We start from the raw sequence: 16,454 nt of genomic DNA, 5'->3' as shown, positions 1-16,454 counted from the left end.
CAGAAAAAGTGCGGGGAAGCATGGTCGCCTCCGTGCCAGCCGGTTTTCGCGTCCTTTGCCAGCACGAACCTCAGCGGCGTTCGCGCACCGCACCTTCCTGCGCCACGGAAGCGACCAGCGTGCCGTCCCGCCGAAAGATCAGCCCGCGGGCGAGGGCGCGGCCGTTCCGGGCGCTCGGCGAATCCTGCGCGTAGAGCAGCCATTCGTCGGCGCGGAAGGGGCGGTGAAACCACATGGCGTGATCGAGCGAGGCCGCCATCATGCGCTTGTCGAACAGGGTGCGGCCGTAGCGCGCCATCACCGCATCGAGCAGCGCGAAATCCGACGCATAGGCCAGCGCGCACATGTGCAGCGCCGGATCGTCGGGCAGTTTCGCCGCGGTGCGAATCCAGACATGGATGCGGCCGTCGTCGATCCTCTCACCGAAGTAGCGGTTGAGTTCGACGGGGCGCAGTTCGATCGGCCGGTCGGATTCGTAATAGCGGCGGATGAAGTCCGGCATCTCCCTGAACATCGGCTGCTTGGCGAATTCCTCCGGCGACAGCTTCTCCGGCGGCGGCACCTCGGGCATCCGTTCCTGATGGTCGAACGCGCCCTCCTCGTCCGCGTGGAACGACACCATGGTCGAGAAGATGGCGTGACCGTGCTGGATCGCGGTGACGCGCCGCGTCGAATAGCTCTTGCCGTCGCGCAACCGCTCCACCTCATAGATGATCGGGATGGCAGGATCGCCCGGCAGGATGAAATAGCAATGCAGCGAGTGCGGCAGGCGGCCTTCGACAGTGCGGCAGGCCGCCACCATCGCCTGCCCGATCACCTGCCCGCCGAATACCCGCTGCCAGCTCGTCTTCGGGCTGTTGCCGCGGAACAGGTTTTCCTCAATCGGCTGCAGATCGAGGATGGAGATCAGGTCGATCAGGCTTTTGGACATGGAAATCTCGTAGTTAAGCCATACGCGGACATCAATCTATCCGTCATTGCGAGCGGAGCGAAGCAATCCGGTTTTATGGCGTAGGACTGGATTGCTTCGTCGCTTCGCTCCTCGCAATGACGGCAGGACTCGCTAGTTTCTCCCGTTTGGTGAACCTGTTTCGGCCGGCTATACTGCCGGCGCAGGAAAGTAAGGCGTACCATGACGACACAACAGAGCATTGTCATCTGCGGCGGCGCGTTCGCCGGCCTGGCGCTGGCGCTGGCGCTGCGGCAGGGGCTGGGCGCCGAGGTTCCGATCGTGGTCGCCGATCCCGCACTGGCGAACCGGCCGAGCCGCGATCCGCGCGCCACGGCAATCGTTGCGGCGTGCCGCCGCCTGTTCGAGGCGCTCGGGGTCTGGGACGAGGTGGCCGGGACCGCACAGCCGATCCTCGACATGGTGATCACGGATTCCAAGCTCGAGGACGCCACCCGCCCGGTCTTCCTGACATTTGCCGGCGACGTCGAGCCCGGCGAGCCGTTCGCCCACATGATCGAGAACGGTTATTTGATCGAGGCGCTGGCATCACGCGCGCGCGCCGAAGGCGTCGATTTGCGCGCCACGGCGGTGACGGGAAGCGACCTGCGGCCCGGCGGCGTCACCGTCTCGCTCGCCGACAGCTCGACGATCGATGCGAGCCTGCTGGTGGCTGCCGACGGTGCGCGTTCAAAGCTGCGCGAGCGCGCCGGGATCGCCACCCATGGCTGGGAGTACGACCAGTCTGGCATCGTCGTCACCGTCGGTCATGAGCGCGATCATAAAGGCCGCGCCGAAGAACATTTTCTCCCCGCCGGGCCGTTCGCGATCCTGCCGCTGACCGGCCGCCGCTCGTCGCTGGTGTGGACCGAGAAGCGGGCGGATGCCACGCGCATCGTCGCGCTCGCGGAAGAGGACTTTCATGCCGCGCTGGAGCAGCGCTTCGGCCTGCACCTCGGCGAGATCAAGGCGCTCGACAAGCCGCGCGCGTTTCCGCTTCATTATTTCGTCGCGCGCTCGTTCATAGCGGAGCGACTGGCGCTGGTCGGCGACGCCGCGCATGTGATTCACCCGATCGCGGGCCAGGGCCTCAACCTCGGACTAAAGGATGTCGCGGCGCTCGCGGAAACCGTGGTCGATGCCATCAGGCTCGGCATCGATCCGGGGCAGGCCGACGTGCTCGAGCGTTATCAGCGCTGGCGGCGCTTCGACACCGTGGCGATGGGCTTCGCCACCAACACACTCAACGTGCTGTTCTCGAACGAGTCGACGCTGCTGCGCGGCGTGCGCGACATCGGGCTCGGCCTGGTCGACCGGATGCCGCCGCTGAAGAATGCATTCATCCGGCAAGCGGCCGGACTGACCGGCGAGGTGCCGCGGCTCCTGAAGGGCGAGGTGCTGTAGGCTTCGCAAAATCGTTGTCCCCGCAAGCGCGGAACCTCGGCCCTCGACATTATTGTTTCGGGAATCGGCGCAGAATCCGATCGCGCTGCACGGGCACCCCGCTGAGGCGACGTCTTTGCAGAACGGTGAACCGGGTCCACTTCACCGGGAAATGCTCTGACGGCGGCGCCGCATTCGCACATAAAGCGCGCCTTCGCCGCCGTGGCCGATATGGGCCTGTTCGAAACCCACCACGAGCGTGCGAAACTCGGGAAGCCCGAGCCATTCCGGCACCTGCTGGCGCAGGATGCCGCGGCTGGAATCGAGACTCGCCGTCCGTCCCTTGCCGGTGATGACGAGGACAAACCGCAGGCCGTCGGCGCTGGCGCGCAGCAGGAAGTTGTGCAGCGCACGATGGGCGCGGGCCTGCGTCATCCCGTGCAGATCGATCCGCGCCTCGATGTCCTGTTTGCCCCGTGACAATCGCGCGCGTTCGCGCCGGCTGAGCAGCGTCAATGGCGGCGGCACCGGTCTTGAAGGTTTGAGGTCCGCTGGAGCGACTGCAACAGCTTTCGCTGCCGCTGCCACTTTGCGGGCCGCGTCGGGCGCGCCGGACAAAGCCCCTTCGAGCGAACTCCCTGGCCGGGTGGTTTTCCGTAGCGGCTTTGCTTGTTTCGCGACGCTTTCCCACAATTCGCGCTCTTCGCCGGTCAACGCACGGCGACGACGCAACGGCGCTGGCGGATCCGATATTCGAGGGGGCAACCGTTTCATCGTGGGTTGCGATGTCGCTCATGACGATAGTGGCGGCGATGGTAGTGACGTCGCGCTTGATGGCGACTGGACCCGACCTCGGGCCGCGCCGCCGGCAGCGGAGTGGCTTCTGACGAGGCAGCTTTCGCCGCGGACACGGGCGCAGCCCCGGCCGGCTCGCCCGCCGGGGCGAGGGTGGACGGTGCTGACGGTTGCGGGCCGGCCTTGCGGTCGGCCGGCTTCTGAGCCTTCGGCGGAAACAGCTCTGCGATCCTTGCCGACGGCCGGGTTTCCGGAAGCGGCATGGTTCTGCCGCGAGCGACCGGATCGAGGCTGTTCGGAACAAGCATCACGAAGTGCATATTATGCCGCAGGCGGCCCGACACGCGCCCCGCTTCCGGACCTGCGCCGAAGTAGAGGTCCGCCCGGGCCGGACCAAGAATCGCCGAGCCGGTATCCTGCGCGATCATCAGTCGATGGAACGGCGTTTTCGCTTGCTCGGATTCGATCGGCAGCTCGCCTTCGATGAAGAACGGCGTGCCATAGACATGCAGCGATTTATCGACCGCGATCGACCGGCCCGGCGCCAGCGGCACGCCCTGTGCGCCGACCGCCTCGTCGTTGTCCGAGAGCTTTACCTCGCGGAAGAAGATATATGACCGGTTTTGGCGGCGCAGCTCGGTGGCGCCATCCGGATTTTCATTCATCCACTGCCTGATGCGCTGCATCGACATCTGATCCTTTGGGATGATGTTGCGCTCGATCAGGATACGACCGACCGCGGTATACGGATATCCGTTATAGGAATCGTAGTTGATGCGTATGGTCGAGCCGTCCTCGAGCTGAACCCGCGCGGAGCCCTGGATTTGCGTGAAAAGCAGATCGGTCTGACTCTTCAGCCAGCAGATTTCGAGGCCACGGCCTGCGATCGCGCCATCCTCGATTTCAGCGCGGTCGTAGTAAGGAACCAGCTTCCGGCGGCCGATCTTGCGATACACCGGTCCGCTGTTTGGCAAGCTCGGCGCGCTCTGCGTAAACCCCCGGACGAAAAGATTCGAGGGACGCCGATAAACCGGCACGGTGTAAGCATCCGTCCTGATGCGCGATCCCTCGATGATCGGCTCGTAATAGCCCGTGACAAAACCGTCGGTTTCGCCGAGACGTGAAATGCGCACCGCCCGGAAACGGGTCTCAAAGAAGGCGCGGGCTTTGGCATCGCCCGAGATAGCCGCATTCTTCGCGGCGTGACACGGCGCCCGCAATGACGTGCCGAGTGCCTTTTGGCTGACAGCCGAAATCCGCCGTGCGGTGACCGCACGGCAGCTCGCACGAAAAGCCTTGAATGCATCGAGATGATTGTCGTCGTTCCAGCCGGCGATCTCGGCCCATGAGACCGGCATATATTGGCCGCCCGCGATCTCGATCGGCCAGGCCGGACGATGACGGGTGTCATGAGCTTCGACCGCGACAGGTACAAGCGCCGCGGCGATGCAAAATCCGACGGCGCACCTTTTCAATCGATAAAGGTCAGTCGGTGCTTCCGGTGCCAACCAGTTTCCAGTTCGGATCGCGCGAAGGGATATCGCGGGCAAAGGTCCAAACATCGGTGATATCGGAAATCTTCTCGGGGTTTCCGTCGACGACCGCTCCGGTCTTGTCGCGGGTCATCGAAATCATCTGCGAAGTGAAACGAACCGTCAGCTGCTCCGCACTATCCCGCAATTCCGCACCGATCAGTTCGACTTTGTCGATTGAGACAAATCGCGTTTCCGTTTTCTGCTCAAGTTTCTCCCGATCCTTGATAGCGGCATCAAAGCTTTCATAGACATCCGACGACAGAAGATCCTTCAAGGTCCGGCGATCGCCGTTGGCGAATGCCAGAACAATCATCTCATAGGCGCTACGCGCGCCGTTGAGGAAATGCTTCGGATCGAAGGACGAATCCTGAGCCGCAATGGCATCGAGCCCGAGGGCGAGGGGCGTACCGGGCTCGGCCAGATTTTTCCAGCGGTCGGGGGTGGACGCTGCATCGCCCGTGGGCGCCGACGACGCCTGGTCGATCACGGGACCTGCCATCGGGACAACGTTGTTGTCCTGCGTACCATGCAGGACCTCTCGCGTAGCACGGTCGTAAGGCGGACGCTCATTTCCCGTGCGCTGTCCCAGGACACTGCGCAGACGCAGGAAGATAAAGACCGCCAGCGCCAGGAAAATGATGGTGTAAATATCCACGTCGTCTTCACTTTCTGATCGGTCTGGATCTCGTCCGGCGAACAAACGTCCAGCGGGGCCACAGGTTCGCGTCAGACGGCCCTATTGATGTAGGTACGAAACCCGATCTAGCCAAGGGCGCCTGGCACAACGAACCGGGTCAGGGAGCGGTCCTCTCCTTAACTGCCAACTTCAATAAATAATAGCGCGTTTCCGATCAAAGGGGAAATTCAGATTGCAAGGGAGAAAACGCGCTCCCCTCAACAGTTTGAGCCATCGGGCCACGTAAACGGCGGCGGTTTCCGAAGGTCCGAGGCTACGCGAGAACGCGGCGCCGGTCGAGGGACCGAAGGCAGCCCGGCCGCAGTCGCCGTCCTTGTGGACAGCGGCAGGCTTATGATAGCCACTCGCCCCGACGCGGCACTTTGCCCCCTCGAGCAGGCGCATCATCACAGGCCTCGCTTGAACGTTCCAGGAGAGACATCCATGACCAACGGCAACGGCACACCTCCCGAGGGAGCCCCTTCACCCCAGCTGAATGTGCTGGCTCAGTACACCAAGGACCTCTCTTTCGAGAATCCCAATGCGCCCTCTTCGCTCGCCCCTCAGCAGAAGCCGCCGGCGATCAGCGTTCAGATCAATGTTGGCGCCAACAATGTGGCGCAGGACGAATTCGAAGTGACGCTCACGGTCGAGGGCAAGGCCGAACATGACGGTAAGCTGATGTTTCGCTTCGAGCTGGCCTATGCGGGCCTGTTCCGCATCGTTAACGTCCCGCAGGAAAACCTGCCCCCGCTGGTCATGATCGAGTGTCCGCGGCTTCTGTTCCCGTTCGCTCGCGAGATTATTGCGACGGCGGTTCGCGACGGCGGATTTCCGCCACTGATGCTGGACCCGGTCGACTTCGTGAGCATGTTTCGGCAAAATATGGAACGGCAGGCTGCGGTGCAACAAAAGCCGAGCTAGAACCTTTTCGCTTCTGATGGAATCAGAAGCGGGGCTCCATGATTTTGATCTGACGCGTGTTCTTCACGCGAACCGGTATCCATCCTCGGGTCAAGCCCGAGGACATGCTTCGCGCGAAAACGCTCTACTAATCTGAAACGGCCTGCTTCAAAGCCTCGGTCCCGGCGAATTCCTTCCAGATCGCCTTCTCGCCGAGCGTGGCGACAAAGTCCCGATGCGCAATGCGGTCGGCATCGGTAACGCGCGGCGCAAGAGGCACAGTTCGTTGCCGTCTTGGCATATCCAGCGTCCCGCCGGTTCGACGGGACGCGGTTTCCGCCAGGATCAATTGCGACTGCCGCGCACCGATCAGATCGATATAGACCTCGGCAAGCAGTTCGGCGTCGAGCAACGCGCCGTGTTTGGTGCGGCGGGAGTTGTCGATGGCATAGCGCGAGCAGAGATCGTCGAGCCGGTTCGACACGCCCGGGTGCTTCCGCCGCGCCAGCAGCAGCGTATCCACCAACCGGTCGCGTCCGATCGTCCGCATTTTGAGGCGATCAAGCTCAGCATTGATAAAGCTGATATCGAACGATGCATTATGGATGACCAGCGGCGCGTCGCCAATAAATTCCAGGAATTCATCCACGACATGGGTAAATAGCGGTTTCTCGGCAAGGAACTCACTCGACAGGCCATGCACCGCGAACGCCTCCTGCGGCATGTCGCGTTCCGGATTGATGTAGCGGTGAAATGTCTGCCCTGTCGGCATGCGATTGAAAATTTCGACACACCCGATCTCAACCACACGATCGCCGCGCAGCGGGTCCAGTCCGGTCGTTTCGGTATCGAGGACGATTTCGCGCATGGATTACCGCTGAACTTGAGAATCAGAGCCGTCGCCGCGGCATTTTAGCAGCCCCGGCCAGGATTTCCCTGATTCGCTCGCGCACGTGATCAAGACCGTGCGAGGTATCCACTACGAAATCCGCCCGCTTGCGCTTTTCAGCGTCCGGCAACTGCCGGGCCAGGATCGCATCCAGCTTTTCGCCCGTCATGTTGCCGCGGGCCAGAATGCGCTCGCGTTGAACTTCCGGTGTCGTGGAAACGACGACGACCGCGTCGACACACTTTTCGCCGCCGGTTTCAAACAGCAGCGGCACGTCCACAACCGCCACCTCAGCACCCGATCGCTCGGCCCGGTCGAGAAACGCCTGACGGTAGGCGCGCAACATCGGATGCACGATCTGTTCGAGCCGCTTCATGGCCGCGGCGTCATGCACGACCTTTGCCGACAATTTCTCGCGGTCGACTTTGCCGTTGAGGGTGGTTCCGGGAAACGCCGCCTCGATAGCCGGAGCCGCTTCTCCTTCATAGATTTCGTGAACGGTCGCATCCGCATCGTAAACCGGCACCCCGGCTTCCGAAAAAAGCTTCGCGGTGGTCGATTTTCCCATTCCGATCGATCCGGTCAGCCCAAGCACCAGCATGTCCGAACTTCCGACGTCACAATAACAGCAGCCCCTGATCGCGCAGAAAAGCAAGCAGCGGAAGCAGCGGCAAGCCCAGAATGGTGAAATGATCGCCTTCGATCCGGCTGAACAGATGGATGCCCAGGTTCTCGAGCTGATAGGCGCCGACGCTGGCCATGGCCGCATCGCCAACCGCGTTCAGATAGGCTTCGATCGTGCCCTCGCTCAGCTCCCGCATCGTCATGCGGGCAACCGATACGTCTTCAAAGAGCAGCCTGCCGTCGCGCACGACAGCGACACCGGCATGCAAGGTGTGAGTCCGGCCGGACAGCGCACGCAGATGTGCCGCCGCCCCCGCGCGTCCGGCCGGTTTGTTGAACAGGCAACCATTGCATTCGAGCGTCTGATCCGCCCCGAGGACGTAGCGGCCGGGCGAGCGCAACGAAACGTCACGAGCTTTTTCGCAAGCCAGGCGAACGGCGATCTCGGCGCCAGTCGTCAGGCCACAACTCCGCTCAACGGCTCGCTCGTCGATCGCGGCCGGAATTGTCTCGAACGACAGGCCGGCATTGGCAAGCAAGGCCTGACGCACCCGGCTTTGCGATGCCAGGATCAAGGGTTTTGGTTCGCGCCAGACCGCCATCGCCGGTGCTTACTCGGGCTGCCGCTGCCGTTGCCGGTCGGCAAACAGCTTCATGATCGCCGCGGCGGTCTCCTCGATCGACCGACGCGTGACGTCCAGTTGGACCCAGTCGTGCTTCGCGCTCAGGCGGCGGGCATAGGTCACCTCATCGGCAACCGATTGACGATCGATATAGGTGTCGTTGCCCGCCCTCGTCCCAATGCTCAACAGCCGGTTCTGCCGGACCTGAATGAGACGCTCGGGCGCGGCATGAAGGCTGACGACCAGGGGCGTCCTCAACGATTCGAGTTGATGCGGAATCGCAATGCCGGGCACCAGCGGCACGTTAGCGGTACGGATGCCGCGGTTGGCAAGGTAGATCGACGTTGGCGTTTTCGACGTGCGCGATACGCCGACCAGAACGACATCCGCCTCCTCCAGGCCTTCGACGTGCTGTCCGTCATCATGCATCATGGTGTAGTTCAAGGCGTCGATGCGCCTGAAATAGTCCGCGTTCAGCGTGTGCTGCGCGCCGACGCGGCCGATCGTGGCGGCGCCGAGATAGGCCTGAAACAACTGCATCACGGGGCCGATAATCGAGAGGCTGGGACTGTTGATCTCCTGGCACTTGGCCTCGAGGCGCGCCACCAGATCCTTTTCCAGGAGCGTGAACAAAACGATTCCCGGCGCTTCCTCGATTTCCGCGAGAACGCGGTCGAGTTGCTTCTGGCTACGGACCAGCGGGTAGACGTGTTCGACAGGCGTGACATTGGCATATTGGGCGGCCACCGCGCGCGACACCGTGATCAGCGTTTCGCCGGTCGAATCGGACACCAGATGAAGATGAAAATTGCTGCCGGTGATGGGCGCCATGACCCTGTATACCCTGTGTATCGCTGTGGAGTTTGAGCCGCAATACCGCTGATCCGGCGAAAGCCTCGGGATAACCGGGATTTTTCTTCACAGGCCTCGCGGTTGGAAAACTCCACCACACGCCACCGATGATAATGAGGTCGTGTGGACTTGTCTCTTGATAATCATGTGCGAAGGAGGGGTAAGTATTTGAGGCCGCGATGGTCTTTGGATTTATCGCTGAATGCCATGGATCCTCGGGCAATGTGAGCAAGCTTTTGAAAAAGCGAGGACAGCATTGCGCCGGCGCAATTCACCGTCACTTAGACTCTAACCCTAGAATCTAAAAATTTACTTTTAGAAAAGAGTCGCTTGCGGATATCGCCATGATCGGGTCTCTATCCATCACTGTTGCAACGCTGACGCGGGTCGGACGTTCCAGCGGATCGGATAATGGTTGGGACACCCTGAGCGAGATGGCCGATGTACGAGTGGATCAAGGCGTTTCATGTGATTGCCGTCATTTCCTGGATGGCGGGGATGCTCTATCTGCCAAGGCTGTTCGTTTATCACTGCGATGCAGAGATCGGCTCGAAGCAATCCGAGACGTTCAAGGTGATGGAACGGCGGCTCTTCAAGGCGATCATCAATCCCGCGATGATGGTAGCCTGGGGGCTCGGGCTTTATATGATGTGGGCGCACCATTGGTATTCGGTGGGCTGGTTTCAAGGGAAGCTGGCGCTCGTGATCGTGATGTCCGCCATTCACGGCTACTTCGCCCGCCGCGTGCGGGATTTCGCGGCGGACCGCAATGTGATGAGTCAGAGATTCTATCGTATTATCAATGAGGTAGTGACTGCCTTAATGGTCGGTATTGTTATTCTGGTCATCGTCAAGCCTTAAGGTCGCGCAGGCCGGGTGCCTTGATGACAGGTATCTGTTCCGGCCATCGGCGAGCCATTTGAGGACGGCGGCGGTCGACAAGGAGACAGGTTCGCTCCTCCTTGCGCGAAGGCAGCCGATTTTCTATATTACAGACATCCCACCCCAAGCAGGCGGATGTGGTCGCATTCCGGTTTCCTTATTGAGCCGGCCGCCACGTCAGGTTTGAAGCCTTTCGGCGCCTTCCTCGCTCGAGGTTTTTTTACGGTCAGGACCTGCGGACTTCCCCTTCAGCCGTCCGCGTCGTCATGAAACCACCTGGCAATCCCCCTCAAGCATTCCACAGGACCATCCCAAATGCGGGAAATGAAACTTCAAGACCTCAAGGCCAAGACGCCAGCTGAACTCGTCTCGTTTGCGGAAGAGCTTGGGGTCGAAAATGCCAGCACCATGCGCAAGCAGGAGCTGATGTTCGCCATTCTCAAACAGCTGGCCATTCAGGAAATCGATATCATCGGCGAAGGCGTCGTCGAGGTTCTCTCCGACGGATTCGGATTCCTGCGCTCGCCGGACGCCAACTATCTGCCGGGCCCCGACGATATCTACGTCTCGCCATCGCAGATTCGCCGCTTCGGCCTGCGAACCGGAGACACCATTGAAGGTCACATTCGCAGCCCCAAGGAGGGCGAGCGTTACTTCGCGTTGTTGAAGGTCAACACACTCAATTTCGAGGACCCCGAGAAGTCAAAGCACAAGGTCAATTTCGACAACCTGACGCCGCTGTTCCCCGATCAGCGGTTCCGGCTCGAACTGGAAGACTCGACACGCAAGGATCTGTCGGCGCGGGTCATCGATATCGTTGCTCCGATCGGCAAGGGTCAGCGTGCGCTGATCGTGGCGCCGCCGCGCACCGGCAAGACCGTGCTGATGCAGAATATCGCGCACTCCATCACCGCCAATCATCCCGAGTGCTATCTGATCGTGCTTCTGATCGACGAACGCCCGGAGGAAGTCACCGACATGCAGCGCTCGGTGAAGGGCGAAGTCGTGTCCTCAACTTTCGACGAGCCGGCCGTGCGCCATGTCCAGGTCGCCGAGATGGTCATTGAGAAGGCCAAGCGCCTGGTCGAGCACGGTCGCGACGTCGTCATTCTGCTGGATTCGATTACGCGTCTGGGCCGCGCCTACAATACCGTGGTGCCGTCCTCCGGCAAGGTGCTGACCGGCGGCGTCGATGCCAACGCCTTGCAGCGGCCGAAGCGATTCTTCGGCGCGGCGCGCAACATCGAGGAAGGCGGCTCGCTGACCATCATCGCCACCGCGCTGGTCGATACCGGCAGCCGCATGGACGAAGTGATCTTCGAGGAGTTCAAGGGCACCGGCAATTCCGAGCTTATCCTCGACCGCAAAGTCTCCGACAAGCGTACCTTCCCGGCGATCGATATCTCGCGCTCGGGCACGCGCAAGGAAGAACTCATCACCGATCCGCAACTGCTCAAGAAAATGTACGTGTTGCGGCGTATCCTCAACCCGATGGGCACCATGGATGCGATCGACTTCCTGCTCGACAAATTGCGCAACACCAAGAATAACGCGGAATTCTTCGAGTCGATGAATACCTAAAGCGCAAGCGGCTTTACTCCGACTTCAATCATCGACGCCCGGCCTGTGTGCCGGGCGTTTTTTTATGCCGGCCTGGAGGAAGGCAAGCTATCGTGTTTCGATAGCACATCTGACTTTTCTTCAATTCCACGTGTCATGCGATTGGTTAGGCCAATCGCAATGATGGCGACACCGATTCCGCCGATGATGTCGATGGCATAGTGTGCGCCGTCGATGGGCGTCGATGCGACCATCAGGAGATTGAGAGCGACGGCGGGCCAACGCAGGCACCGAATCGGCCACTGAGCCCAGATGTAGAGCAGCGCCGAGACGGTGTGAAAGCTTGGGAAGGTGATCAGGCCTTCGAGGTCATTGAAGCGGACAACATGCACGAGTCCATTGCGGATTCCCTCAAGATGCCGAATGTGAGCATAAGGAGTCGAAGGGTGAAGATTAGCGAAATCCGACGGCTGAATTCCGAGATAGGCATAGTAGGCCACCGCCGGCACGAAGGTGAAGATGGCAAGCGTGATGATGAGCGATGCCGCGGTCGCGATGATGAACTGCTGCAGTTTCGCAATTCTCGATGTCGCCAGCAAAACAATCAGGACAATTGGAATCTGTAGCTTCATCGAGAAGTAGACGATGTTGCCAATATAGCCCAACGCAGGATGCGCGTTAAAGAACGCGAGGTAAGATCGCCAGTCGAAATGAAGTATCCTGTCCGCGGCATAAAGTTCGGCGTCGCGATATGGAAACGCTGGAGCGGCGGCGGCATAACTTAAGAGTGTGCCAAGCAACAGGATCAGGGTAAATTGAGCAGCCGATTCCGCGCCCGTTGCTATCCAAGGGTCAACCCGGCGGTAGCGGTAGTACCACGCCACCGAGAGACACACCGGGATGACGATCAGGATCTTCCAACCGCTTTGGAGATCAAGTGACAAGCCGGCGGCCCAATAGCTTACGGCGAGCGCGCCGATCATGGCCAGGATGATCAACCAGATAATCCGGTTTGCTGGTCTGAATGCCGTAAGGTCCAAGGAGTCCGATGACATGGGCAAACGCTAACCGGATCGCATTAAGGGCGGCTTACCAGTCATGAGGACCTATACCGGGCCCGCTGTTGCTTAAGACTCCCTAAACTAAGAACCTGTGATTTGATTCGCTACCAATGCAATCAGGTTTGCTGGTTCAGCGACGGGCAGTGAGCAACTTTGATTGCGGCACACGAATGCCGCCGCGCCTTGCACGGAATCGGCCTTGGCGCGCGCGGGATGTTCGGCCGGCAGCGTATCGGCGTTCGGCACGTGCAACACGATGCTCGTGGCGTGCGGCAGTGCGCGTGCGGCGTTGAGCAGCGCGTCGGCTTGTGCACCCTCGCCGACCACGACGATTTCCGCGCCGGTCAGACGGAGATCGAGCGCACTCAGCAGCGCCAGATGGCCAAAGCCGTTCTCGGCCGCGCGGGACAAAAGGGCGCCGAACAGGGCGTCGATCCGGTCGCGCCACTTCGGATCGCCGGTCAGTGTCGCGAGGCGCACCAGGTTTTGCGCAATCAGTCCGTTATAGTTCGGAATGGCATCGTCGATCGTCGAGTGCGGCCGCACGATCAGCCCCTCCGCGTCGTCGGCCGTGAGATAATAGCCGCCATGCTCGACGTCGGCATAATGTGTGTCGAGGGCAGCCTGCCAGCGCAGCGCCTGCTCGAGATACGCGTTGTCGCCGATCGCCTCATACAACGCGAGCGCGGCGCGGACCATCGCGGCATAGTCGCAAGCCAGCGCCGGCACCAGCAGCCTGCCCTCGCGCCAGGAATGGCCGAGCCGGTCGCCGCGCGTCATTGTCTTCCGAATGAACGCGAAGGCCGTGCGGGCGGTTTCCAGCCAGTCCGGCAAATCGAAGGCGCAGGCTCCGTGAACGAGTGCCGCGATCATCAAGCCGTTCCAGTCTGCGAGAACCTTGTCGTCGAGTCCCGGACGGACGCGACCTGCGCGGCGCGCCAGAAGTTTCGCGCGCAGCGTCCGCATGTGGGCGCCGTCGTCGCTGCCGAGGCCGGCGCTCTTCAACCGATTGAGAATGTTGCGGCCTTCAAAATTGCCGTTTTCGGTGATGTCGTATCGCGCGGCAAAATCGGCGGCGTCGGCAGCGCCGAGCACCTCTTCGAGTTCGCTCAGCGACCAGACATAGAACTTGCCCTCCTTGCCTTCGGAGTCGGCGTCGAGTGAGGAGGCAAAGCCGCCCTCGCCCGTCAGCATTTCCCGGCGCAGCCAATCGACGGTCTCGATCGCGCGTTCGCGGTACAGCGGGTTTTTGCTGCGTGCGTAGTCGAGCGCAAGCAAATCGAGAATCTGCGCGTTGTCGTAAAGCATCTTCTCGAAATGCGGCACCAGCCATCTGTCGTCGACCGAATAGCGCGCGTAGCCGCCGCCGAGGTGATCGTAGATGCCGCCCTGACTCATCCGCGTCAGGGTCAGCGTGGTGGCTGCGAACAAACGTTCGTCGCCGGTGCGCGCTCCGGCGCGCCAGAGAAATTCCAGCACGGAGCATTGCGGAAACTTCGGCGCGCCGTGCAGGCCGCCGTTCACCGGATCGGTTGAACGCGCAATAGAGGCGGCCGCATTGTTGAGTTCGGCGATGCCGAGATTCGCCGGGCTTTCCGCCTTGGTGCGTTCGGAGAGCCGCGCGATCACCGCATCGCGGTTCAGCGTGACTCTCTCGGGTTTGTCGTGAAAAACCCGCGCCACTGATTGCAGCACATCGGTAAATGCCGGGCGGCCGAAGTCAGGTAGTTTCGGAAAATATGTACCGCCCCAGAACGGCGATCCATCGGGTGACAGGAACATCGTCATCGGCCAGCCGCCCTGCTCGCCGAGAAGATGCAGTGCGTTCATGTAGATCTGATCGATATCCGGCCGCTCCTCGCGGTCGACCTTGATACAGACGAACAGTTCGTTCATCACCGCGGCGACCTCGTCGTCCTCGAAACTCTCATGCGCCATGACATGGCACCAGTGACAGGCAGCGTAGCCGATCGACAGCACGATCGGACGGTTGGTCCGCTGCGCCTCGGCGAGCGCCTCGGGTCCCCACGGCCACCAGTCGACCGGATTATGCTGGTGCTGCAGCAGATAGGGGCTCGTTTCCGCAGCCAAGCGATTCACGGGACGGCCCGAACCTGTAGCGGCGTGATTCATATCGAGGCGTCCTTCTTTCGAATATGCGATAACGGAAAGCTTGCGGTGTAAAGGTTTGCCGCTGTCGTTCTGAATTTTCCGTCTGTCGCCGAAGCTGGACAAGACAATAAGCAATGCATCCGCGAGAGCAAACGATCTTCGCCCTGTCATCGGGCCGGCCGCCGTCGGCGATCGCCGTCGTGCGAGTCTCGGGCACGGAGGCTGGCACCGCACTTCAAAAAATCGCAGGCGCAATTCCCGTGGCGCGCTCGGCGAAGCGGGTCTTGCTGCGCGATCGGCGGGGAGAAGCCATTGATGATACAGTTGTTTTGTGGTTCGCTGGGCCTGTGAGCGCGACCGGCGAAGATGTCGCGGAGTTTCACGTTCACGGCGGCCGCGCGGTGCTGAATGCCTTGTCCGCGGCGCTGTTGTCGATTGACAATGTGAGACCTGCCGAGCCGGGAGAGTTTACCCGGCGTGCGTTCGAGAACGGCAAGATCGATCTCACCGAGGCCGAAGGGCTCGACGATCTCATCCATGCCGATACCGACCGGCAGCGCCGGCAAGCGCTGCGGCAATTGCAGGGACTGCTCGGCGACCGCGCGAGGGAGTGGCGCAGGGAGTTGATCGAGGCGTCGGCCCTGATCGAGGCCGGAATCGATTTTGCCGATGAAGGCGACGTGCCGGATGACCTGTTGAAGCCCGCGATGGCGAAGATCGCGCGGCTTCGGCGCGAGATCGAAGAAACCCTTGCGGCATCGGCACAAAGTGAACGGCTGCGCGACGGCCTGACGGTCGCGATCACAGGCCCGCCCAACGCCGGCAAGTCGACGTTGCTCAATCGTCTCGCCCGTCGCGAGGCGGCGATCGTGTCGCCGCATGCCGGAACCACGCGCGATGTCATCGAAGTGCATCTCGATCTCGATGGTTATCCGGTGACGTTGATCGATACCGCTGGCATTCGCGAGACCGACGATCCGGTCGAGCAGGAGGGTGTGCGGCGCGCGCGCGACCGGGCAGCGTCCGCGGATCTGGTGCTGTGGCTTGCGGATGACGACACGGACGATGTCGGTCCATCGCAAACGATCGGCGAAGGCGGAGCGCCGCTCTGGCTGGTGCGCAACAAGGTCGATCTTTCGGGCCCTGAAAACGATGGGGCGAACCCGAGGCAGCTAGAGGCGGACCTGGGGCAGGGTGTCTCGACGCGGCGTTTCCGGATTTCGGCGTCGCGCGGCGATGGCGTCGATGAACTGGTGGCGGCACTGACTGCGTTTTCGGACACCTGGTTCGGTTCGGGCGAAGCCGCCGTCATCACCCGTTTACGGCACCGCAACATATTGCGGGATGCCGCAGCATCGCTTGCGAAGGCGGAAGACCTGGTCGGGCAGGGCGACGAGCTGGTGGCGGAGGAGATCAGAACTGCGGTCCGATTGATCGGGCGGCTGCTCGGGCGCGTCGATATTGATGATATTCTAGATTCACTCTTTCGCGATTTCTGCATTGGTAAGTAATGTGTAACGATTCATTTGTTAAACCGGCGAGGCAGCGTCGCGAGAACGCGCTACCGAGATACGTCTCGGCAGATGTTTCACGTGAAACCCCCGTGCTTC

The 16,454-nt window shown here is 61.3% G+C and carries 15 protein-coding genes; 5 read left to right on the top strand and 10 right to left on the bottom strand.

What is annotated here, in order from left to right; translation table 11 throughout:
• Positions 1-70: 70 nt before the first annotated feature.
• Positions 71-931, bottom strand: coding sequence for an acyl-CoA thioesterase II (tesB, locus tag V4R08_RS11550; RefSeq protein WP_335579488.1), 861 nt, complete (start codon positions 929-931; stop codon positions 71-73).
• A gap of 201 nt (positions 932-1,132) precedes the next feature.
• Between tesB and V4R08_RS11545 the strand changes: the two genes are divergently transcribed.
• Positions 1,133-2,353 carry a ubiquinone biosynthesis hydroxylase gene (locus V4R08_RS11545; protein WP_335579487.1) on the top strand — a complete coding sequence of 407 codons (1,221 nt, stop codon included), beginning with the start codon at positions 1,133-1,135 and terminating at the stop codon, positions 2,351-2,353.
• 141 nt (positions 2,354-2,494) lie between these two features.
• Here V4R08_RS11545 and V4R08_RS11540 read toward each other — a convergent pair whose 3' ends face one another.
• From V4R08_RS11540 to V4R08_RS11530, 3 genes are read right to left on the bottom strand one after another with little or no spacing between them, the layout of a single operon-like run.
• On the bottom strand, positions 2,495-3,106 hold the full coding sequence (locus V4R08_RS11540; RefSeq protein ID WP_335579486.1) for a Smr/MutS family protein: 612 nt from the start codon (positions 3,104-3,106) through the stop codon (positions 2,495-2,497).
• A complete protein-coding gene (mltA, locus tag V4R08_RS11535; protein ID WP_335579485.1) occupies positions 3,103-4,602 on the bottom strand; it encodes a murein transglycosylase A in 1,500 nt (499 codons plus the stop codon). The genes V4R08_RS11540 and mltA overlap by 4 nt, the downstream gene beginning before the upstream one ends.
• A gap of 10 nt (positions 4,603-4,612) precedes the next feature.
• A complete protein-coding gene (locus V4R08_RS11530; protein ID WP_335579484.1) occupies positions 4,613-5,317 on the bottom strand; it encodes a Tim44/TimA family putative adaptor protein in 705 nt (234 codons plus the stop codon).
• Positions 5,318-5,782: 465 nt separating this feature from the next.
• Between V4R08_RS11530 and secB the strand changes: the two genes are divergently transcribed.
• On the top strand, positions 5,783-6,262 hold the full coding sequence (secB, locus tag V4R08_RS11525; protein ID WP_335579483.1) for a protein-export chaperone SecB: 480 nt from the start codon (positions 5,783-5,785) through the stop codon (positions 6,260-6,262).
• Positions 6,263-6,389: 127 nt separating this feature from the next.
• On the opposite strand, the gene dnaQ is transcribed toward secB, so the two are convergent.
• From dnaQ to V4R08_RS11505, 4 genes are read right to left on the bottom strand one after another with little or no spacing between them, the layout of a single operon-like run.
• Complete coding sequence (gene dnaQ, locus V4R08_RS11520; protein WP_335579482.1) at positions 6,390-7,109, bottom strand: DNA polymerase III subunit epsilon; 720 nt, start codon at positions 7,107-7,109, stop codon at positions 6,390-6,392.
• A gap of 22 nt (positions 7,110-7,131) precedes the next feature.
• On the bottom strand, positions 7,132-7,731 hold the full coding sequence (gene coaE, locus V4R08_RS11515; RefSeq protein WP_335579481.1) for a dephospho-CoA kinase: 600 nt from the start codon (positions 7,729-7,731) through the stop codon (positions 7,132-7,134).
• A gap of 16 nt (positions 7,732-7,747) precedes the next feature.
• Positions 7,748-8,356: a Maf family protein gene (locus V4R08_RS11510; RefSeq protein WP_335579480.1), complete on the bottom strand. Its 609-nt coding sequence runs from the start codon at positions 8,354-8,356 to the stop codon at positions 7,748-7,750.
• 9 nt (positions 8,357-8,365) lie between these two features.
• Positions 8,366-9,208 carry a pyruvate, water dikinase regulatory protein gene (locus tag V4R08_RS11505; protein ID WP_335579479.1) on the bottom strand — a complete coding sequence of 281 codons (843 nt, stop codon included), beginning with the start codon at positions 9,206-9,208 and terminating at the stop codon, positions 8,366-8,368.
• Between the two features lie 462 nt (positions 9,209-9,670).
• Between V4R08_RS11505 and hemJ the strand changes: the two genes are divergently transcribed.
• Both hemJ and rho read left to right on the top strand, forming a co-directional pair.
• Entirely contained in the window at positions 9,671-10,090 is a 420-nt protein-coding gene (gene hemJ, locus V4R08_RS11500; RefSeq protein WP_335579478.1) for a protoporphyrinogen oxidase HemJ, read from the top strand.
• 336 nt (positions 10,091-10,426) lie between these two features.
• A complete protein-coding gene (gene rho / locus V4R08_RS11495) occupies positions 10,427-11,692 on the top strand; it encodes a transcription termination factor Rho (RefSeq protein WP_011508716.1) in 1,266 nt (421 codons plus the stop codon).
• 62 nt (positions 11,693-11,754) lie between these two features.
• Here rho and V4R08_RS11490 read toward each other — a convergent pair whose 3' ends face one another.
• Entirely contained in the window at positions 11,755-12,669 is a 915-nt protein-coding gene (locus V4R08_RS11490) for a phosphatase PAP2 family protein (protein WP_335579477.1), read from the bottom strand.
• 144 nt (positions 12,670-12,813) lie between these two features.
• Positions 12,814-14,865, bottom strand: a complete 2,052-nt coding sequence (locus V4R08_RS11485) for a thioredoxin domain-containing protein (protein WP_335579476.1) — start codon at positions 14,863-14,865, stop codon at positions 12,814-12,816.
• Positions 14,866-14,978: 113 nt separating this feature from the next.
• Here V4R08_RS11485 and mnmE point away from each other — a divergent pair, with 113 nt between their 5' ends.
• Positions 14,979-16,355 (top strand): tRNA uridine-5-carboxymethylaminomethyl(34) synthesis GTPase MnmE, encoded by a 1,377-nt coding sequence (gene mnmE, locus V4R08_RS11480; protein WP_335579475.1) that lies wholly within the window; start codon positions 14,979-14,981, stop codon positions 16,353-16,355.
• Positions 16,356-16,454: the final 99 nt, after the last annotated feature.

The organism is Nitrobacter sp. NHB1 (assembly GCF_036964665.1).
Classification (GTDB): domain Bacteria; phylum Pseudomonadota; class Alphaproteobacteria; order Rhizobiales; family Xanthobacteraceae; genus Nitrobacter.
This window is presented reverse-complemented; position numbering and strand designations above follow the sequence as displayed.